This is a genomic window from Variovorax sp. FG153 (assembly GCF_057809595.1).
On record NZ_JBMDKG010000028.1, the window covers coordinates 30,627 to 50,166 of the forward strand.

Sequence of the window (19,540 nt, forward strand, 5' to 3'; positions counted from 1 at the left end):
TCGCATGATGGCCGACGTCGGCCGGCCCGTCGCGGCCTCGCGCCCCTCCCGGATTCGAAAGCCCTTCCCATGCCCACAGCAGAAACCCTCGAGAAATTCATCGCGCGCGTGGAGTCCAACTTCCATGCCGAAGCCCTCGCCGAGTTCTATACTGAGGACTCGACCATGCAGGAGAACCAGTCGCCGCCGCGCGCGGGGCTGGCCGCCAACATCGCGCGCGAGCGCGCCACGCTGGCCCGCGCGTCCGCGGTCCGTTCGCAGTGCGTGCGCCCGGCGTTCGTGCAGGGCGACCATGTCGCGATCCGCTGGATCTTCGAGTTCGACTGGCTCGACGGCAGCAGCAGCCGTATCGAGGAGATCGCCTGGCAGCGCTGGTCGGGCGAGCGCATCGCGTCGGAGCAGTTCTTCTACGACCCCGCGCAGATGGCCCCGAAGAAGCCCGCGCCATGAGCGAGCCCAAGCAGCTGGCCCATGCACGCGCGGTGCTGCAGGCCCAGCCCTTCAGCGTGCTGCTCGGCACCGAGATCCTGGCCTTCGGCCCCGCGCTCACCGAGCTGCGACTCGCGCTGCGGCCCGAGCTGAGGCAGCAGCACGGCTTCGCCCATGGCGGCGTGCTCAGCTACCTGGCCGACAACGCGCTGACCTTCGCGGGCGGCAGCGCGCTGTCCGATGCGGTCGTCACCGCCGAGTACAAGATCAACTATGTGCGCCCCGCGCAGGGCGACACGCTGCTCGCGCGCGCCCGCGTGCTGCATGGCGGCAAGCGCCAGGCCGTATGTGCCTGCGAGATCTTCGCGCTCGATGCCGAAGGCGGCGAGAAGCTGGTGGCCGTCGCGCAAGGCACGATCTCCGCGATGGGCGAGCGGCCGACCGCGTGAGCATCGCGCTGATCCTGCGCCGCACGCGCCTCGAGCACGGCATCAGCCAGCTCGAGCTCGCGGGGCGCCTCGACGTCTCTCAGCGGCACGTCAGCTTCCTCGAATCCGGCCGCGCGCTGCCGAGCCGTGGCCTGATCCTCGCGTGGATGGCCGAGCTCGGCGTGCCGGTGTCGGTGCGCAACGCAGCGTTGTTGCAGTGCGGCTTCGCGCTGCCGCAGCCCGACGAGGACACGCAGGGCGCCGAAGCCACGCTCGTGCGCGAGGCCGTGCGCCGCACGCTCGAGGCGCACCTGCCGCATCCGGGCCTGGCCTTCGATGCCGACTGGAAGACGGTGGAACAGAACCGCGGCGCACGCTGGCTGTCGTCGGTCGTGATGCCCGGGCTCTGGCGCACGGCCGGCGGTGGTGGCATGGGCCTAGACATCATCACGGCCATCGGGCATCCGCAGGGCCTGCTGTCGCGCGCCCGCGAACCCGAGGCCACGGCCGCCGCGCTGCTCACGCAACTGCGCGCCGAAACCTGGAGCCGGCCCGCGCTCGCCTCGCGCGTCGAATGGCTCGCACGCGCGCTCGAGCGCCGCTATCCGGGCCGCATGCCCGAGCGCGGCCGCGCGGTCGGCGTGCCGTATTTCAGCTTCGTCTTCGACACCGAGTTCGGCGCGCTGTCCTTCGAGGTCATGCAGAGCGTGTTCGCGCTGCCGCAGGACGTGACGCCGGCCTCGCTGCGCGTGGAGATGTGGTTCCCGCGCGACCGCGCCACCGCCGAGGCGATGGCGCGTCACGTGCCGCTGCAGCCGGCGCCTCAGGTGCCGTAGAGCACGAACGGCGCCCAGTAGGCGGGCTGGCGCAGGCGTTCGCCGTACTCGCCCTCGGCGAAGGCACGCTTGGTCTCGGCCAGCGCGCGTTCCACCGACAGCCTGCGCTCGATGCGCGCGAAGAAGGCCTCCATGAAGCGCGCCGTGCTCTCGTCGCTGACCGGCCACAGCGTCATCACCGTGTTGACGTTGCCCGCCACGTACAGCGCATAGGGCAGCCCCATCACGCCGTCGCCCGCCACCACCTTGCCGATGCCGGTCTCGCAGGCCGACATCACGACCAGGTCGCTGCGCAGGGTGTAGCCCGGCCATTCCGCGGCCGTGACATAGCCATCCACCGAGGGTGGGTTGTCGACCTGGCCCAGCACCAGCGCGCTCAGTGCCGGCACGCTCGGGCTCAGGTAGCCATGCACCGAGAACAGCAGGTGCCGGTACTTCGCGAGCTCGCCGCCGCGGTCGAGCCGCTGCAGGTTCTGCTCGGTCGCGTCGGCGCCGCTGATCAACTCGACCTGGCGATGCCGGAACACGCGCGCGATGCTCTCGATTTCGCGCTGCGTGCCCGGCAGGTTCTCCCAGCTGTTCTCGCGCAGTTCCTCGACCGCCGCGCCGATGCCTTCTTCGCTCTCGGCCGAGGCCCGGGCCGACAGCAACGCATCGTCGCCGATGGCCGCGCCGCGATTGGCCGCAGGCTGCGCCGCCCGTGCCTCGCCCTCGTACACCGGATTGCCGATCGCCAGCATCGCCTTGCGCGGTGGCAGGCGGCTGTAGCTCGCGGAGCGGCGCTGCAGCAGTTCCATCATCGAGAGCGACTGCACATAGCCCACGCTGTAACGCTGCGCGAGCAGCTCGCCATCGACCGGCAGCGCCTCGAACGGCAGCATCGCGAGCGCGCCATCGGGCGAGACGATCAACCGCCGCCGCGTGCCGATGCTCGCCTGCAGCGGCGCGATGAGCCGCTTCGACAGCCACTGCCCGATCGGCGCCGCATCGCTCACGCGTTGCGCGCCTTCCTGCGGCGGCTGCGCGGCCGGCGCCACGCGATAGCGCTCGGGGTCGAGCTGCCACACCGCCTGTCCTTCGCCGAGCGCATCGCCCACGAGCCTGCGGTAGACATCGATGCTCTCGGCGAGGCCGGGCAGCGGCGCGAGTTCGGTGGCCAGCAGCAGCCCGCTGCCGTCGACCACGAAAGCCATCACGCGATCGCCATCGAGCAGGTAGCTCACGAACACGCTGTCGGCCGGCAGCAGCCGCTTCGCATCGGCCAGCGAGGCGAGATGCGGCTGCGACTGCTGCGCGTACTTCGGATGCTGCGCGCGCAACCGCCGCTGCAGGTCGGCATAGGACAAAACCACGCGGTTGCGCTCGGCTTCCAGCGTCTGGCGGCGGTCGACCTGCGCGCCGGTCTCGTCGAGGCTGCGGTCGATGCGCGCCAGCTCGGCCTCGTGGCGGTCGACCGCTTCCTGCTCCTTCGCGGGCAGCAGCCGGCCGCGGTTGGCCTGCTGCAGCGCCGTGCTCTCGATCAGCGTGCGGGCCTTCGACAGCTCCGCGATCTCGAAAGCCCGCGCGTTCTCGCCGTCGCGCACGCTGGCCAGCGCATGGTGGCGATAGCCCTCCACATAGCGTTCGAACAGCGCGCGCCGGCTCTTCACGCTCAGGCCATGCTGCGCGCGCAGCGCTTCCACGTCGCGCTGGAACCGTGGCATCAGTGGCTTCACCGTGTCGAGCCGGTCGGCCGCTAGCGCAGCACCCATGCGTTCGATCAGCGACAGCAGCGTCTCGGGATGCGCGTCGCCCAGCAGCGCGCGCCGGCCCTCGTGCGCGCGCTCGAACAGCGCGAGCGCCTCGTTCGCATCGCCGGCCGACAGCACCGAGCGGCCCAGGCTGTGCATCGCGGCCAGCGTCAGCGGATGCTGCTCGCCCATCAGCGCGACGCGGATGTCGAGGGCCTCGCGCGAGCGCTGCGCCGCTTCTTCGTGCCGGCCCTGCGCCTCGAGCACGCTCGCGTAGACGTTGAGCGCATAGAGCGTGTCGGGATGGCCCGCGCCGCGCGCGGCCGCGAGTTGCGTCCAGGCCGTGCGCGCCTTGTCGTGCGCCGCGCCGAGCCGGCCCATGCGGCGCAGCTCGATGGCCTCGGCGCTCGCGGCCCGCGCGCTGCGCGGATCGGTGTCGCCATGGGCTGCGGCCGTGAGATCGTGCACGCGCTGCGCATAGGCCAGCGCCTCGCGGTGGCGGTACAGCGCCGAGTAGGTGGCCGACAGGCTGGCCAGCGAACTCAGCGTGTCCGGTGCCTGCGGGCCCAGCACGCGGCGGCGCGCTTCGTAGACCTGCTCGTGCAGCTTCAGCGCCTCGGCGAAACGGCCGAGGTCGGTGAGGCTCACCGCCACCGCGTTGCGCATGCGCAGCGTGGTCGGATCGTCGGCGCCCCATTGCGCCTGCGCGGCCGCCGCCAACTCTTCACCGATCGCCAGCGCCTCGCCGTAGCGCCCCGATTCGCCGAGCGTGCCCGCGAGGTTGTGGCGCGCGACCAGCGTGTTGCGCGCGGTGGGGCCGGCCGATTTCAAGGTGAGGCGGTAGATCTCCTCCTGCAGCGCGAGCGCTTCGCGGCAGCGGCCGACCTTGCACAACTGCAGCGCGAGTGCGTTGCGTCCCGACAGCGCCGCATTGGCCTCGCGGCCCCAGAAGGCATCGCGCCAGGCCGCGCGCTGCTCGAGCCAGGCCAGCAGCGTGGCATCGTCGGCGCGCGCATCGCTGTTGTCGGCGAGCCGGCCGAGGATCAGGTCCTTCGCGAGAAAGGCCTCCATCGACGGCGAAGTCGCCTGCTCACGCGGCAACTGCCCCAGTGCGCGGCGAAGCCGTTCGTCGCTGTCGCGGAAGCGGCCGGCTTTCTCGAGCTCGTCGGATTCGAGCACGAGGCCGCCGACTTCCGCATAGGCCGCACTCAATGGCGGAAACGGTGGCGCGGCCGCGGCGGTCAGCGGCAGCAGGAGCAATGAAAGAAGGAGTCGATGGAGCAGCGTGGGCAAGGGCATCTTTCGCGCGGTGGATGCCCCGAAGCTAAGGTCACTGGCGCCGCTCCACGACTACGAGCTTTCGTAGCGCGAGGCTCGCTGCGATGGCGCGAGACTTTGGTCTTCGGCAACGGCGAATGGCGAGGCAATCGATGTTCAGAGGAAAGTTCACAACCCTGGTCTTCCTGCTCTGCGGCGTGGCGTACTGCCATGCCGCCTCCAGCCTCGAGCTGATCACCGATGCCGAAGCGAAGCTGCCTTCGGCCTATCTCGAGAACAAGCGCGCCGGCCTCACGCGCGGCCCCGGCATCGAGGTCGCGAGCCCGAGCACCGAGGCCGGTCGCGAGGCGGTCGCGCTGAAGATCGGCTTCAAGCCGCGCGGCGGCGTCGCGATCGATCCGAAGACGGTGAAGGTGCAGTACATGAAGGAGCCGGTGGTCGATATCACCGAGCGCGTGCGGCCTTACATCAGCGACACCGGCATCGCGATCGACGCCGCGCGCGTGCCCGCGGGCGAGCACCAGCTGCGCGTGCAGGTCGGCGATGCCGAGGGCCGTGTCAGCAGCAGGTTGATCCAGTTCAAGGCGCAGTAGTCCGCATGGGCGTTGCCGCCACCTCGCCGTCCGCGCCGGATACGCCGCGCACCGTCGCCTGTCCCTACTGCGCCGAGCCCATCGCCGAGCAGGCGCTGGTATGCCGGCATTGCGGGCGCGACATGTTCTTCTTCGCGCCGCTGCGGCGCGAGCTCGAAGCGCTGTCGCGGCGCGTTGCGGAACTCGAGGGCGCGTTGAGCGCATCGCGCACCACCACGGCCGCGCCGGTGGTCGCGGCGCCGGAAGCGGCCGAGCCCACGATCCCGCCGACTCCCACGCAACCCCAGCGCCCCGGCATCGGCTCGATACTGCTGTTCCTCGTGCTGCCCGTGCTGTGCCTGGTTGCGATGCATGCCGTCACCATCGTGCTGCTCGACCTCAACGAGCTGTACCTGCGCGTGGCCTCGGTGATCCTGCCGCTGGGCCTGGGCATGCTGTTCGTCGCGCTGTTCAGGGTGCGGCTGCCCTACCAGCTGCTGATGGCCGTGGCCATCGCCGTGCTGTCGGTGCTCGGCATGGCGGCGGTCATCGCCTATGCCGACGACGTGCCGCTGATGCCCCAGGGCGCGCGCGAATGGCGCGAGATCCTCTACTACGTGACGAGCATCGCGTTCAGCCACATCACCGGCATCTTCACCGGCCTGCTGGTGTTCCATCGTCGCAACCGCGGCATCGACCGGCTCTCGCACCGCCTCGCGAGCGCGCTCACCGACGGTTCTCCCGCGCCGGGCAAGGCGCAGCGGCTGCGCCAGTACACCGAGCGCATCCGCGACTTCATCACGCTGGTCACGCCGATCGTGACCGCGATCGTGTCGGTGGTCACCGGCATCGTGACCCTGCTCAAGAAGTAGCGAAGCACCGGCCGACCATGGCCAATGTCCTGCATGCGCTGTCGTCGAAGGATGGCGTGCCGCGCCGTGCCCGCTGGCGAGGCTGGGCCTTTCATCCGCACAAGGAGGTCCCCATGGCAGCCAGCACCCGCAGCGCCGAGCACGCAGAGAACACCGAGCCGCTTCCGCGCGAGGAACCCGAGGTCGGCAGCGAGGAGTCGGTGCCCACCGATGGCCGCGACACCGAGGGCGAGAAGCTCATGAAGGACGTGAAGAACCCGAAGCTCCACGAGCCGGGCCTGGCCGAGCACAAGACGCCCGAGAAGGCCGAGAAGGCCGAGAAGGCCGAGAAGGCCGAGAAGGCCGAGGGCGGTAAGAAGGCCGCCTGATCCTCGGTCAGTCGAGCACCAGCTGCGTCTGCGTCACCAGCGCGCAGAGCCGCCCGTCGGCATTGGTGACCGAGGTCTGCCACACCATCGTCGTGCGGCCGCGGTGCAGCGCCACGCAGGTGCCCGTCACGGTCGTGCCCAGCTTCGCGCCCGCGATGAACTTGGTGCTCGAATCGGTGGTGGTCGTGCGCTTGCCCTCGGGCAGGTTCGCGATCGTGCCGACCGCGCCCAGCGTGTCGGCGAAGGCCATGTAGGCGCCGCCGTGCAGGATGCCGCCGGCGGTGCAGAGGTCGGCCCGCACCTCCATCTGCGCAACCACGCGATCAGGTTCCAGCACCGTGAGGCGCACGCCCATCAGGCCGGGGAAGATCGGTTCCAGCAGTTGCTGGAGCGAGGCGATGTCGAGCATGCAGGTCTCCTTGGGGCGGCGGGCCGCCGATGGAGACCGATCCTAAACACGCGGCGTCGCGCGCGCCATGCGGTTCACCCCATGACCTCGGCCAGCAGGTCCGGGCTCGGCACCAGCTCGCCGCGCTCGATGCGCCCGATGATCTCGTTCACGCGACGGTGGTAGCGCACATCCACCCCGACCTCCTCGCCGCGCCGCGCCACCAGGCCGTTGATGTACTCGGTCTCGGTGCGCCGGCCCTTCTGGATGTCCTGGCCCATCGAGGGCCGCTGGCCATCGCTGCGCGAGTTCGCCACCTCGAGGATCATGCGCGTGATCGCCTCGCGCGCCGCGGCGTCCTCCTCCGCGCGCGCCAGCAGGTCGAGGTCGAGCCCGCCCACCGGCTCGAGCGCGAGGCCCAGCGCGCGGCCCACGCGGATGCTCGAGCTGCCGAGCCGGATCGTGAGTTCGCGCGCCACCTCGTTCATGTCGCGCTGCTTGCCGCTCAGGCCCGTGAGCGCGCACACGCCGTTGCGCATCGCGTTGATCGTGAGCTTGGACCAGCGCTCGCCCCAGAGGTTGGTCGTGACCCGGCTGGTGTCGCCATGCGCGAGCAGCGCCGAGATCGCTTCGGCGCGCGGCGTCACGCGGCCATGCAGCTCGCCCACGCGCATGCCCCATTTCTTCTCGTCGCCCAGCGGCGAGTTGCGCACGATGCGGGCCGGCGCCACCAGCTCCGCCGCCAGCGCGCTCACCGAGCAGCCCAGCGTACGTTCCCAGCCGGCGATGGCCGCGATGCTGTCCTCGTTGATGCCGTTCTGCAGCGACACCACGCAGCCCGTGGGCGCCAGCAGCGGCAGGATCAGCTGCGTGGCCCAGGCCGTGTCGTAGGACTTCACGGCGATGAAGGCGACGTCGAAGGCCGCCTCGCGCGCGAGCTGCGCCACCTCGCCCACGTGCAGCGCGCGCACCTTCGCATGCACCGCGCCCGCGCCGTCCATGCCGTTCATTCCGCTCACGTTCAGGCCCTCGCGCCGCATGGCCTCCACGTGTTCGGGCCAGGCGTCGACCAGCGTGGTGTCCACGCCCGCCCTGGCCAGGTGCGCGCCCACATAGCCGCCCACGGCCCCCGCACCCACGATGCATATCCGCGTCATCCGTTGCTCCTTCTTCGATCGGTTGAAAACGCGAAGCGCGCCGCCAGCCGCCCGAAGGGGAGGGCGCCGCGCTTCAGAGATTGAAAGCGCGCGCCTCCGTGCCCAGCTCGGCGGCCGCTGCCTCGAGTTCGCCGCGCAGCTGCGCCAGGTGCCGTTCGCCATAGAGCTCGGGCGTGCCGAGCAGGCACAGCGCGGCGAAGGCCTCGCCATCGGCGCCGCGCACCGGCGAGGCCAAGGCATGGATGCCGGGCACCACGTCGCCGAGGTTCACGCCGAAGCCGTGCCGGTCGGAGCGTTCGCGCATGCGCTGCAGCGACGCGAGCCGCCCCGAGCCGCAGCGCGCCACTTCCTGCGCCACGTTGTCGAGCAGCACCGCGCGCGCCTGCGCCGCGTCCAGCGTCTGCAGGATCGCGATCCCGCCCGCCGTGGTGAACAGCGGCCGGCGCGCGCCCGGGTAGAGCACCGAGCCGGTCAGCGGAAGCTGGCCCTGGCGCACGCTGCACACGAGCTCGTTGCCGCTGCGCAGCAGCAGCACCGCGATGCCGCGCAGGCGGCGCGCGAAGGCCTCGAGCAGCACTTCGGCACGGCGCTGGAACAGCAGGTGGTCGGGCAGCGCCAGTCCCAGCTCGTGCATCAGCGGACCCGGCAGGTAGTGGCGGTCGGCCGCGCGCTGCGTCACCAGCCGTTCCTCGACCATGCAGGCGAGCATGCGGTGCACGGTCGCCTTGTCGAGCTCGCAGGCCATGGCCAGGTCGGACAGCCGCCAGCCGAACTGCGGCCGCGAGGCGACCACGCGCATCAGCTTGATCGCGCGGCCCAGGCTGCGCGTGCCGGGGCGTTCGGTGGCGCTGGGTGCGTCCTGGAGGGTCGGCTGGTCGATGTCCATGGGCGGTGCTTCCTCGGGCAGATGCGGGGGAGGCCCACCGGACAGGGGCGCGGCGGGCGCGAACCATGCATTCTGCGATGGAGCGATGCGCGCGATCAGCGAAGACACCGCGGCTCGCTCCTCAGTCGCCGTCGAAGCCATAGAGCCGCGCCGGGTTGTCCACGAGGATGCGATCGAAGGTCCGCGCGTCCGGCGACCACCGCCGCAACTGCGCGAGCACGCCGGCGTTGTCGACCGCGTGCGGCGCGCTGACCTCGGTGGCCGAGGCGGCCGCGCCCGGCTGCGGATGCGGCCAGTCGCTGCCCCACAGCATGCGTTCGGGGTTGCAGCCGATGAAGCGGCGCGCCAGCGCTTCCATGTCGGCATGGCCGGGCAGCGTGCTGCAGCGGTAGGGCGCCGAGAGTTTGACGTAGGCTTTCCCTTCCTCGACGAGCGCGAGCACCGCGGCCAGCGCCGCCGTGTCGGGCCCGTCCGCCGCCTGCGCGCCCGCGTAGTGATCGAGCACCACCGGCACCGGCAGTTCGCGGATCGCCGCGGCGCAACCGGCCAGCAGCGGCAGGTTCGCATAGGCCTGCACATGCCAGCCCAGCGGCGCCACGCGTTCGGCCGTGCGCCGGAGCTGCGCGGTGGCGCGGCGGGCATCCCCCTCGCGGTCGATCTCGAGGTTCACGCGCACGCCGCGAACGCCGGCCGCGTCCAGCATCCGCAACTGCGTGTCGGTGGTGGCGTCGTCGATCACCGCCACGCCGCGTGCCCGCGCCGGGCCCAGTTGTCGCAATGCCTGCAGCGTCGCCGCGTTGTCGAGCCCGTAGACGCTGGGCTGCACGATCACCACGCGCGCGATGCCGAGCGTGTCATGCCATTGCGCCAGCGCCTCGATCGATGCCGGCGGCGGCGTGTAGCGGCGCGCGGGCAGCAAGGGAAACTCGCGCTCGTCGAGGAAGACGTGCGTGTGGCAGTCGCAGGCGCCGGGCGGAAGCGGCGGCGAAAGCCGCGGTGTCGAGGATGTCGTCATGCTGCGTTGGACGATAGCCGTCCGGCCCGCGCCCCGGCCCGACCCCGGACAGCGGAATTTCATGGGTTGAACTTTCGCGCGCCGCCCCGAGCGCACGCCGCGGGGGTGCTCGATATTCTGCGCAGGGCCCGGGCAAGCCCGCCGCGGACATCGCAGAACAACGGAGACGACATGCCACCCTTCATTTCGCGCAAGACCTTCCTTCGACGGCTGGCCGGATCGCTCGCGCTGGCCCTCGGGCCCGCCGCGGCGCTGGCCCAGGGTTTTCCCGCCAAGCCCGTGACCCTCGTGGTCCCGTTCGTGGCGGGCAGCCCCACCGACATCGTCGCGCGCGCCTTCGCCAGCGAGTTCTCGCTCGCGCTCAACACGCCGGTGCTGGTCGACAACAAGCCCGGCGCCAACCAGACCATCGCCGGCAGCTACGTGTCGCGCGCGGCGCCCGACGGCTACACCTTGTTCTTCGCCAACCTGCCGGCCGTGGTCGCGCCCTCGCTGCGCGCCAGCCTGCCCTACCAGGGCGTGGGCGACTTCGCGCCGGTGTCCGACGTGCTGACCATCGGCTTCATGCTCGTGACCGCGCCCCACGTGCCGGCCACCACGCTCAAGGAGTTCATGGCGCTGCTCAAGGCCGACCCGTCGAAGTACTCCTATGGCTCCTCGGGCATCTCGACGCCGATCCACCTGATGGCCGAGATGTTCAACAAGGAGCTCGGCGTCAAGACCCTGCACGTGCCCTACAAGGGCGCCAACCAGGTCCAGCTCGACCTCATGAGCGACCGCGTGACCTACGCCTTCCTGCCGACCGGCACCATGGACTACGTGCGCGCCGGCAAGCTCAAGGCCTTCGGCCTGGCCGCCAGCCAGCGCGACCCGGCCTATCCCGAGCTGCCCACCATGGAGGAGTCGGGCATGCCCGGCTTCAAGGCCACGGTCAACTTCGTGCTCGTCGGCCCGAAGAAGACGCCGAGCGACGTGCTCGCCAAGCTCAATGCCGCCGCCAACAAGGTCGTCGCGAGCGACGCCTTCTACGGCAAGGTCAAGCCCGTGGGTGGCGTCGAGCTGTCGCGGCCCGCGACCACGGCACAGGTCGGCGCGCACATCGCGGCGGAGGAGGCGCGCTGGAATGCGTTGATTAAGCGCGCCGACATCCAGCTCGAATGAAGTCGCGCCGCGGTCTTCAGAGCGTGAGCCCGCCGTCGATCGTGAAGCTCGCGCCGGTCACATAGCGGGCTTCGTCGCTCGCCAAGTAGGCGATCAGGCCCGCGATCTCGCGCGGCTGCGCGACCCGCTTGAGCGGGCTCATGCCGGCCAGTGCTTCGATCGCACCGGCATTCATGTCGGTGTCGGTCGGACCGGGCTGCACGTTGTTGACCGTGATGCCGCGCGGCGCGAGATCCAGCGCCACGCCCTTGACCAGGCCAGCGACCGCGGTCTTCGTCAGCTGGTAGACGCTCGCGCCGGCCAGGCCGGTGCGAATCGCCACGTTGCTGCCGATCGTGATGACGCGCGCACCGTCGCGCAGGTGCGGCAGCGCCGCCTGGATCGCGAGGTAGACGCCGCGCACGTTCACGTCGAGCATGCGGTCGAGGTCCTCGAGGCTCACGGTGTCGATGGTGCCCATGCGCAGCAGGCCGGCGTTGACCACCAGCACGTCGATGGCGCCGAAGCGTTCGACCGCGTGCGCCACGGCCTGCCGGATCGCCGCGGGATCGGCGCTGTCTGCCTCGATCGCCAGCGCCTGTGTGCCGCCGGCCTCCACCGTGGCCACGAGTTCGCGGGCCTTGTCGGGGCGCGACACGTAGGTGAAGGCCACGGCATGGCCGTCGGCCGCGAGGCGCTGCACGGCGGCGGCCCCGATGCCGCGTGCCCCGCCGAAGACCAGTGCCGTCTTCACACCGTTAGTGTCTTTTGTGTTATTCATGTGGTTCATGCCGTGCTCCTTCTCAACCGCCCGCGGCCTCGACGATCACCCGCGCGACCGCCGCGGGCTGCGAGGTCATCACCACATGCGAGGCACCCTTGACCACCACGGTCTTCTTCGCATGCGCGCGCTCGGCCATGAAGGCCATCGCGGCCGGCGGAATGTTCTTGTCGCGGTCGCCGTAGACGAACCACGAGGGCACCGACTTCCAGGCCGGCGTCTGCGCGCGCTCGTTGAGCGCGGCCTCGGCAATCGGGCGCTGGCCCACGGCCATCAGGCGCGCCTGCGCCAGCGGCACGTCGGCGGCGAACTGCGCGGGGAACTTGCCCTGCTCGATGTAGAGATCCTTGCCGCCGTCGGCCAGCGGCACCGGCGGCGCCAGCGTCGGGCCGAGCGTGCTGCCCGGGAACTGCCCCGTGAGGCCGAGCGCGGTTTCGCCGGCCTCGGGCGCGAAGGCCGCCACGTAGACCAGTGCCTTCACGTTGGGCTTGCCGTTGGCGGCCGCCGTGATCACCGAGCCACCGTACGAGTGGCCCACGAGCACCACGGGCCCCTTCACCGAGTCGACCACGGCGGCCACTGAGGCCGCGTCGGAAGCCGGACCGCGCAGCGGATTGGCGGCCGCGATCACAGGGTAGTGGCGTTTCTGCAGATCGCGCACCACGCCGTCCCAGCTCGAGGAATCGGCGAAGGCACCATGCACCAGCACGATGGTGGGCTTGGGCGGCTGCGCGCCGGGCGCGGGCTGCGCGAAGGTGGCCAGCGGCGCCAGGGCGGCGAGGCCGAAGGCGGCGGCGAGGAGGGGGGCGCCGAGGCGGCGGGAGATCGGGTTCATGGTGTCTTTCCTTGATCGACAAGTGGGAGGAGGGTGGTCGGCATCGGCCGATGGCGCTGAATCTAGGGGCGCCACCACGAGGGCCCGCCGGCCTCTGTATGCCTGTGTGTCCAGGCCGCCCATGAGCACATTACTTTTCATGCCGCGACGACAAAAACCCGCTTCCGCGCCGTCGCCTAACAACGCCTAACACCCGCCAACGCCAGCCGCCGCTCTCGCGCGGCCAGCGCGGTTCCAATCGAAGCCGTCAGTCGGAAGCAGCCGGCAGGAGGCTCACACCATGCAGGATCAGGAACTCGGGACACGTGACAGCGCGGCGGCGTCCGATCCACCCGAAGGGCCGGCCCATCCGCCGGCGATGCGGTTCCAGGACTTTCGCGAGCTCAGCGGCGGCATGCCGCGGCTCGAACGCGCGCGCGCGGGCGCCGGGCCCACCTCGCTGGTCGCGGGCCGGGGCCAGGCCACGCCGGCCGCGGCCGCGCTGTTGCAGCGCGAGTACGGCTTGCGCCATGTGCTGCGCGACGACTGGGCCGCGCTCCCCGTCGCGCTGATGCCGCACGGCGAAGGCGCGCTGCTGGTGCTGCGCGATCCGGGCGGCGAGACCCTGCGCGGCAGCGGCGTGAGCGTCAGCGACCCGGCCGCCTTCCTCGATCTCGCGTTGCGCCTGGTCGCCGCCGTCGGCGCGATGCACGCGGCCGGCGTGCTGCACCGCGCGATCACGCCCGACCGCCTGCTGCTCGCGCCCGACGGCCGGGCCTGTCTCACCGGCTTCGGCCATGCCGTCACGATGTCGGACGCCGAGGCCGCGCCCGATCACGATGAGGTCGCCTGGGACGAGGACTGCTTCCACTACATGGCGCCCGAGCTGGGCGCGCGCATGAACCTGCGCGTGGACGCGCGCGCCGATCTCTATTCGCTCGGCTGCGTGCTCTACGAACTGCTGACGGGCCGCCCGCCGTTCCAGGGCGAGAATGCCGCGGCACGCGTCCATGCGCATGCGACCCGCACCGCGCGCGCCCCCGGCGAGCTGGTGGCCGATGTGCCCGAACAGCTCTCGCTGCTGATCATGAAGTTGCTCGAGAAGGCGCCCGAGCAGCGCTACGCCGACGCCGCCGGCGCGCTGGCCGATCTGCGCCGCTGCGACACCCTGCTGCGCGAGCGCGGCGGCATCCCGCGCTTCGCGCTCGATGCCCACTCGGCGCTGCGCCGGCTGCCCCGCCTCACGCGCGTGCTGGGCCGCGATGCCGAGCTCGAGGCGCTGCTCGCGCTCTACCGCGGCGTTGCGCTCGATGCGCGCTCGCGCGTGGCCTGGGTCTCGGGCCACTCGGGCATCGGCAAGTCGACATTGCTGCGCGAGGCCATGCTGCGCATGCAGCAGTCGTGCGCGCCGCTGCTGGCCACGGCCAAGAGCGAGGAGGGGCGCCGCGGCCGGCCCTATGCGCTGGTGGTCGACGTGCTCGAGCAGCTGCTGCAGTTCGTGCTCGGTTGCGCCGAGGACGAGTTCGCGCTCTGGCGCCGCCGCATCGCCGCCGCGGCCAAGCCGGTCGACCGCACCCTCGCGGGACTGCTGCCCGCGCTCGCCGTCGTGCTCGGCGCGCAGCCCGAGCCACCCGATGCGCCCGACGCCGCCCCCGGCCTCGAGCGCGAACGCGTGCTGCAGGGCATGGCGCGGCTGCTCGCCTGCTTCGCGAGTTCGGCGCGGCCGCTCGTGATCCTGCTCGACGACCTGCAATGGGCCGATGCCGGCACGCTGCAGGTGCTCGAGCGCCTGCTGCACCAGCACGAGGACGCGGCCCTGCTGCTGGTGGGTGCCTACCGCGCGGGCGAGGTGGCCGAGGACCATCCGCTGCGCGCCGGCCCGCTGGCCCAGGTGCCCGGCGCCGCGCGCATCGAACTCGGCCCGCTCGACGAAGCCGCGCTGCGCGAGATGATCGCGCAGGCACTGCAGCAGGCACCCGGCGAGGTCGACGAACTGGCGCGCGCCATCGGTCACAAGACCGGGCGCAATCCGCTCTTCGCGCACCACCTGCTGCACCTGCTGGCCGACGACGGCGTGCTCGTCTACGACGCGGACAGCGCCTCATGGCGCTGGAGCCTCGAGCGCCTCGCCTCGCACCCGGGCGTGGACAACGTGGCCGAGCTGATGGCGCGCCGCTTCGAGCTGCTGCCCGCGTCCGCGCAATCGGCGCTGCGCGTCTTGGCCTGCCTTGGCCACCGCGCCTCGGCCGAGTCGCTCGCGGTGGCCATGGGCCTGGCGCCCGGCCCCGAGTCGGCCCGTGCGCTCGATGCGGTGCTCGAACCCGCGCTCGAAGCCGGCAGCGTGCACCGCGAGGGCGAGGACTGGGTGTTCTGGCACGACCGCATCCGCGAAGCTGCCTACCTCTCGCTCGCGGCCGGCGAGCGTCCGGGCCTGCACCTGCGGATCGTGCGCCGCCAGCTCGCGCATCAGGGCACGCACCAGGGCACGGATCAGGGCGCGCCGTCGCAGCGCTTCACGCTCGCCGTGCAGGCCAGCCTCGCGCGCCCGGCCGTCGACGCGCCCGAGGAGCGCCGTGCCTTCGCGCGGCTCAACCTCGAGGCCGGCCGGCAGGCCAAGGCCGCCACCGCCCATCACTCGGCGCTCGGCTTCTTCCGCGCCGCACTGGCCTTCCTGGGCGAGGACGACGCGAGCGAAGATGGCCTGCACGCACGCGCCCTGTGCGGCGAGGCCGAGTTCATGACCGGTGCGCTCGAGCTGGCCGAGGCACGGCTGGCGGCCCTCGAGCAGGTCGCGGGCGAGGGCATCTTCGGCGCCGATCTCACGCGCCTTCGCGCGGCGCTCTACACCACGCTCGGCCGCTTCGACCGCGCGCTCGACGTCGGCCTGGCCTTCCTGCGCAAGGCCGGCATCGAGCTGCCGCGCCAGCCCGATGCCGCCGCGGTGGACCGCGAGCATGCGGCGCTGCGAACCTGGATCGAGCGCCACGGCATGGCCGCCTTCCGGCAACTGCCGATCGTGGCCGATCCGCTGCGCCGCGCCATCACCGACATCTTTGCCGACCTGATTCCGCCCGCGCTCTACACCGACCAGAACCTGGTCGACCTGATCCTGCTGCACATGGCGCGGCTGGGCATCGCGCACGGCCACGCCGATGCCTCGGCCGACGGCTACGTCTGCATGACGCAGGTGTTCGGCGTGCGCTACGGCGACTACGCCACGGCGCGCGAGTTCGGCGCGCTCGCGCTGCACCTGGTCGACGAGCGCGGCCTCGCACGCTACCGCGGCCGGGTCTACATGACCTTCGGCACCATGGTCGTCCCGTGGTCGCAGCCCGCGCGCGCGGCGCGCGACTACATCCGGCGCGCCTACGAGCTCGCCGTGGCGAGCGGTGACCACACCTTCGCGATCTACTGCGGGCGCAATCAGGCCACGGGCATGCTGTTCGCGGGCGAGCTGCTGGGCGACGTGCGCGACACGGTCGAGCGCGGTCTGGCGATTGCGCGCGACGCCAACTTCCAGCTCGTGATCGACGCGCTGCTCGCGCAGAAGCAGCTGCTGTCGCAACTGCAGGACGGCAGCGACGGCGACCCGCAGGCACAGCCGCGCGTGCCGCGCGAGGGCGATCCCGCCACGCTCGTGGACTTCGCGTTCTGGGTCTACCGCCTGCAGGCCGCGCTGCTGTTCGGCCGGCTCGACGAGGCACTCGAGGCGCGCCGCCGCGCCGAGGCCTGCGCCGATTCGGCCCGCACCTTCGCCGAGAGCGGCGACCTGCCGTTCTACGGCGCGCTGGCACTGCTCGCGCTGCCCGAGCGCGACGCCGCGCAACAGGCCGCGCTGCGGCGCGACCTGGCCCAGCTCGAGACCTGGGCCCTGGCCTGCCCGGGCAACTTCCTCGCGCGGCATGAACTGGTGCGCGCCGAGCGCCTGCGCATCGACGGCGATCCCGCGGCCGCGGTCGAGGCCTATGCGCGCGCCGTGACGCATGCGCGCCGCCACGGCTTCACGCAGGTGGAGGCGCTGGCGGCCGAACGCGCCGGTGCCTTCCATGCGGCGCGCGGCGACGAGCTGTCGGCCTACGGCAACCTGCGGCATGCGCGCGGCGCCTGGCAGCGCTGGGGCGCCATGGCCAAGGTGCGGCTGCTGCAGGCCGAGTACCCGGGCCTGTTCGAGAGCGACGAGCAGGTGGGCGCCGGCAGCCGGTTGCAGGCGCTCGATGCGCAGGCCGTGCTGCGCATCTCGAACGCGCTGGCCAGCGAGATCGTGCCCGAGCGCCTGGTCGACACCCTGCTGCGCACCGCGCTCGAGAACGCCGGTGCCGAGCAGGGCACGCTCGCGCTGCTGCGCGAGGAGGCCTGGCAACTGCGCGCCCGGGCCTCGGTGGTCGACGGCACGATCGCGGTCACGCACGAGGCCGCGGCCTTCGGCCCCGAGGTTCTGCCGCTCGGCATCGTGCAGGCCGTCGCGCGCACCCAGCAGCACATGGTGATCGACGATGCCCGCGAGAACGCTTCGCTCGCGCAGGACGACTACATCCGCCGGCGCCGGCCGCGTTCGGTGCTGTGCGTGCCGCTGATGCGCCATGCGCGCCTGGTCGGCGTGCTCTACCTCGAGAACAACCTCGCCTCGCACGTGTTCACGCCGGCCAAGGCCGAGGTGCTCGAGGTGATCGCCTCGCAGGCCGCCTTCGCGCTCGAGAACGCGCGCCTGTACGAGGAGCTGCTCGACCAGAACCGGCAGCGCGCCCGTGCCGAGGAACAGCTGCGCGGCGCGCTCACCGACCTCGAGCGCGCGACCCGGCTCAAGGCCATGGGCGAGCTGGTCGCTTCGATCGTGCACGAGGTCGGCCAGCCGATCGCCGCCGTCGACACCTCCGCGAGCGCCGCGCTGCGCTGGCTCGACCGCAGCCCGCCCGACATCGCCGAGGCGCGCGAGATGCTCGCCCACATCGGCAAGAGCGCGCTGCGCGCCCGCAGCATCATCCAGGCCCTGCGCGCCAAGGCACGCAATGCCGAGCCGCGGCTCGCGGCCTTCGACCTCAACGAGGCGCTGCGCGAAGCCGCCGTGCTGGTGGCCGGCCCGCTCGACACGCTCGGCGTGGCGCTCGAGCTGCGCGGCCTGGAGGCCGCCGTGCTGGTGCATGGCGACCGCGTGCAGCTGCAGCAGGTGGTGGTCAACCTGCTGATGAACGGCGCCGAGGCCATGGCTTCGCTGCCGCCGGGCCCGCGTCCGCTGTGCCTGAGCTGCGGCAGAGAGCGTGGGGGTGGCGAGGGCCGTGTGCGCGTGGCCGTGGACGACGCCGGCACCGGCATCGGCGACCAAGCGGGCGAGCACCTGCTGAAGCCGCTGTTCACGACCAAGGCCGACGGCATGGGCATGGGCCTGGCGATCTGCAAGTCGATCCTCGACGCGCATGGCGGCACCTTGTCGCTGTCGCGGCGCGAGCCCGCGGGCACGCGTGCCGTCTTCACCTTGCCCCTGTCCGAACCCGGCCCCGCCCCATGACCTCTTCCCACAACCTTCCCGCCAGATCCCCGGGCGCCCCGCTGGCCGGCGACGCGCGCGTGGTCTTCGTCGTCGACGACGACGACCTGGTGCGCGCCGCCATCGGCAGCCTGCTGCGCTCGGTCGACCTCGAGGTGCGCGCGTTCGCCACCACCGAGGAGTTCCAGGCCGCGCCGCGCGCGCCCGGGCCCTCGTGCCTGGTGCTCGACGTGCGCCTGCGCGGCCAGAGCGGCCTGGCGTTCCAGCAGGCCCTGCGCGAGGCCGGCCGGCCGCACATGCCGATCATCTTCATGACCGGCCATGGCGACATCGCGATGACCGTGCGCGCCATGAAGGCCGGCGCCGTCGACTTCCTCACCAAGCCCTTTCGCGACCAGGACATGCTCGACGCCGTGGCCGCCGCGCTCGATGCCGATGCCAGGCGGATCGACATCGACCGCGCGCTCCAGGCCGCGCGCGACTGCTGGGCCCTGCTCACGCCGCGCGAGCGCGAGGTGGTGCAGCACGTGGCCTCGGGCCTCATGAACAAGCAGATCGCCGACCGCATGGGCATTGCCGAGATCACCGCGAAGATCCATCGCGGCCAGGCCATGCGCAAGATGGAATCGCGCTCGGTCGCCGAGCTGGTGCGCAAGATGGAAGCGCTCGGCGTCGTGCAGGGACTGCCGCGCGCGCAGCCGGCCGTCGCGCACCATACCTAGAGATGATGACGCCGCGCCGTGCCGCCGGTATTCTGCAAGCCCGGGTCGTGCCCGCGTGTCCTGCGCCTTCGTCCCAAGCCCGGTAGAGAACGGGAAGCCTCTTGTCCCTGTCAGCCATCGATCTCGTTTCCATCGTCGACGACGACCCCTTCGTGCGCGCCGCCACCAGCAGCCTGGTGCGCTCGTTCGGCTGGGAGGCGCGCGCGTTCGAATCGGCCCCGGACTTCCTGGCCTCGGGCCTGCAGCGGCAGACCCGCTGCCTCGTGTGCGACATCCGCATGGAGGCCATGGACGGCATCGAGCTGCTCGAGCGCCTCGACCGCGACGGCCTGCGCGTACCCACGCTGTTCATCACCGCCTATGCCTCGGCGCACACGCGCGAGCGCGTACGCGCCAGCACCGCGCTGTGCCTGATCGAAAAGCCGATCGACGCCGCCGAGCTCGAGGCCTGGATCCGGCACGCCCTGCACGACGCCGAGGCGCGGCGCTGAGGCGCGTCGCCCGCGCCATCGTCTCTTCTCGCGCCAGCCGCGCGCATGCCCGGGGCAAACCTTCGTAGGGGTTGGGCGAACGCTGGTGCGATGGTGGGCGGCCCACCTCGCGTGATGTCATCGCTTCCATGCCGGCCGGTGCGTCGGCGAC

General features: G+C 71.8%; 17 protein-coding genes. 10 read left to right on the plus strand and 7 right to left on the minus strand.

Annotation, left to right across the window (positions count from 1 at the left end; translation table 11 throughout):
• Positions 1 to 69: 69 nt before the first annotated feature.
• The 3 genes from ACODT0_RS26150 to ACODT0_RS26160 are packed head-to-tail and all read left to right on the plus strand — an operon-like array spanning position 70 to position 1,693.
• Positions 70 to 450 (plus strand): nuclear transport factor 2 family protein, encoded by a 381-nt coding sequence (locus ACODT0_RS26150; RefSeq protein ID WP_413765085.1) that lies wholly within the window; start codon positions 70 to 72, stop codon positions 448 to 450.
• Positions 447 to 878 (plus strand): PaaI family thioesterase, encoded by a 432-nt coding sequence (locus ACODT0_RS26155; protein WP_489042662.1) that lies wholly within the window; start codon positions 447 to 449, stop codon positions 876 to 878. The genes ACODT0_RS26150 and ACODT0_RS26155 overlap by 4 nt, the downstream gene beginning before the upstream one ends.
• On the plus strand, positions 875 to 1,693 hold the full coding sequence (locus tag ACODT0_RS26160) for an MmyB family transcriptional regulator (protein ID WP_489042663.1): 819 nt from the start codon (positions 875 to 877) through the stop codon (positions 1,691 to 1,693). Before ACODT0_RS26155 ends, ACODT0_RS26160 begins: the two co-directional genes overlap by 4 nt.
• Here the strand turns inward: ACODT0_RS26160 and ACODT0_RS26165 are convergent.
• Complete coding sequence (locus ACODT0_RS26165) at positions 1,681 to 4,716, minus strand: CHAT domain-containing tetratricopeptide repeat protein (protein WP_489042664.1); 3,036 nt, start codon at positions 4,714 to 4,716, stop codon at positions 1,681 to 1,683. The two genes, ACODT0_RS26160 and ACODT0_RS26165, sit on opposite strands and share 13 nt — an antisense overlap.
• Positions 4,717 to 4,853: 137 nt before the next feature.
• On the opposite strand from ACODT0_RS26165, the gene ACODT0_RS26170 reads away from it, so the two are divergent.
• From ACODT0_RS26170 to ACODT0_RS26180, 3 genes are all read left to right on the plus strand, one after another.
• Complete coding sequence (locus tag ACODT0_RS26170) at positions 4,854 to 5,294, plus strand: hypothetical protein (protein WP_489042665.1); 441 nt, start codon at positions 4,854 to 4,856, stop codon at positions 5,292 to 5,294.
• Positions 5,295 to 5,299: 5 nt separating this feature from the next.
• Entirely contained in the window at positions 5,300 to 6,145 is an 846-nt protein-coding gene (locus ACODT0_RS26175) for a zinc ribbon domain-containing protein (protein WP_489042666.1), read from the plus strand.
• Between the two features lie 113 nt (positions 6,146 to 6,258).
• Positions 6,259 to 6,513 (plus strand): hypothetical protein, encoded by a 255-nt coding sequence (locus ACODT0_RS26180; protein ID WP_489042667.1) that lies wholly within the window; start codon positions 6,259 to 6,261, stop codon positions 6,511 to 6,513.
• 7 nt (positions 6,514 to 6,520) lie between these two features.
• Here ACODT0_RS26180 and ACODT0_RS26185 read toward each other — a convergent pair whose 3' ends face one another.
• From ACODT0_RS26185 to ACODT0_RS26200, 4 genes are all read right to left on the minus strand, one after another.
• Entirely contained in the window at positions 6,521 to 6,922 is a 402-nt protein-coding gene (locus tag ACODT0_RS26185) for a PaaI family thioesterase (RefSeq protein WP_296779269.1), read from the minus strand.
• 74 nt (positions 6,923 to 6,996) lie between these two features.
• Entirely contained in the window at positions 6,997 to 8,058 is a 1,062-nt protein-coding gene (locus ACODT0_RS26190) for a ketopantoate reductase family protein (RefSeq protein WP_489042668.1), read from the minus strand.
• A gap of 73 nt (positions 8,059 to 8,131) precedes the next feature.
• Entirely contained in the window at positions 8,132 to 8,944 is an 813-nt protein-coding gene (locus tag ACODT0_RS26195) for an IclR family transcriptional regulator (RefSeq protein WP_261216331.1), read from the minus strand.
• A gap of 121 nt (positions 8,945 to 9,065) precedes the next feature.
• On the minus strand, positions 9,066 to 9,959 hold the full coding sequence (locus ACODT0_RS26200; protein WP_489042669.1) for an amidohydrolase family protein: 894 nt from the start codon (positions 9,957 to 9,959) through the stop codon (positions 9,066 to 9,068).
• Between the two features lie 171 nt (positions 9,960 to 10,130).
• On the opposite strand from ACODT0_RS26200, the gene ACODT0_RS26205 reads away from it, so the two are divergent.
• On the plus strand, positions 10,131 to 11,120 hold the full coding sequence (locus tag ACODT0_RS26205) for a Bug family tripartite tricarboxylate transporter substrate binding protein (RefSeq protein ID WP_296724369.1): 990 nt from the start codon (positions 10,131 to 10,133) through the stop codon (positions 11,118 to 11,120).
• A 16-nt stretch (positions 11,121 to 11,136) separates the two neighbouring features.
• Here the strand turns inward: ACODT0_RS26205 and ACODT0_RS26210 are convergent, their stop codons facing one another.
• Complete coding sequence (locus ACODT0_RS26210; protein ID WP_489042670.1) at positions 11,137 to 11,889, minus strand: SDR family oxidoreductase; 753 nt, start codon at positions 11,887 to 11,889, stop codon at positions 11,137 to 11,139.
• Positions 11,890 to 11,902: 13 nt separating this feature from the next.
• A complete protein-coding gene (locus ACODT0_RS26215; protein ID WP_489042671.1) occupies positions 11,903 to 12,715 on the minus strand; it encodes an alpha/beta fold hydrolase in 813 nt (270 codons plus the stop codon).
• A 358-nt stretch (positions 12,716 to 13,073) separates the two neighbouring features.
• Between ACODT0_RS26215 and ACODT0_RS26220 the strand changes: the two genes are divergently transcribed.
• The 3 genes from ACODT0_RS26220 to ACODT0_RS26230 all read left to right on the plus strand — a co-directional run bounded on the left by ACODT0_RS26220 (position 13,074) and on the right by ACODT0_RS26230 (position 19,389).
• Complete coding sequence (locus tag ACODT0_RS26220) at positions 13,074 to 18,197, plus strand: trifunctional serine/threonine-protein kinase/ATP-binding protein/sensor histidine kinase (protein WP_489042707.1); 5,124 nt, start codon at positions 13,074 to 13,076, stop codon at positions 18,195 to 18,197.
• Positions 18,194 to 18,898, plus strand: a complete 705-nt coding sequence (locus tag ACODT0_RS26225) for a response regulator transcription factor (RefSeq protein WP_489042672.1) — start codon at positions 18,194 to 18,196, stop codon at positions 18,896 to 18,898. Before ACODT0_RS26220 ends, ACODT0_RS26225 begins: the two co-directional genes overlap by 4 nt.
• A gap of 101 nt (positions 18,899 to 18,999) precedes the next feature.
• Entirely contained in the window at positions 19,000 to 19,389 is a 390-nt protein-coding gene (locus ACODT0_RS26230) for a response regulator transcription factor (RefSeq protein ID WP_489042673.1), read from the plus strand.
• The last annotated feature ends 151 nt before the right edge of the window (positions 19,390 to 19,540 follow it).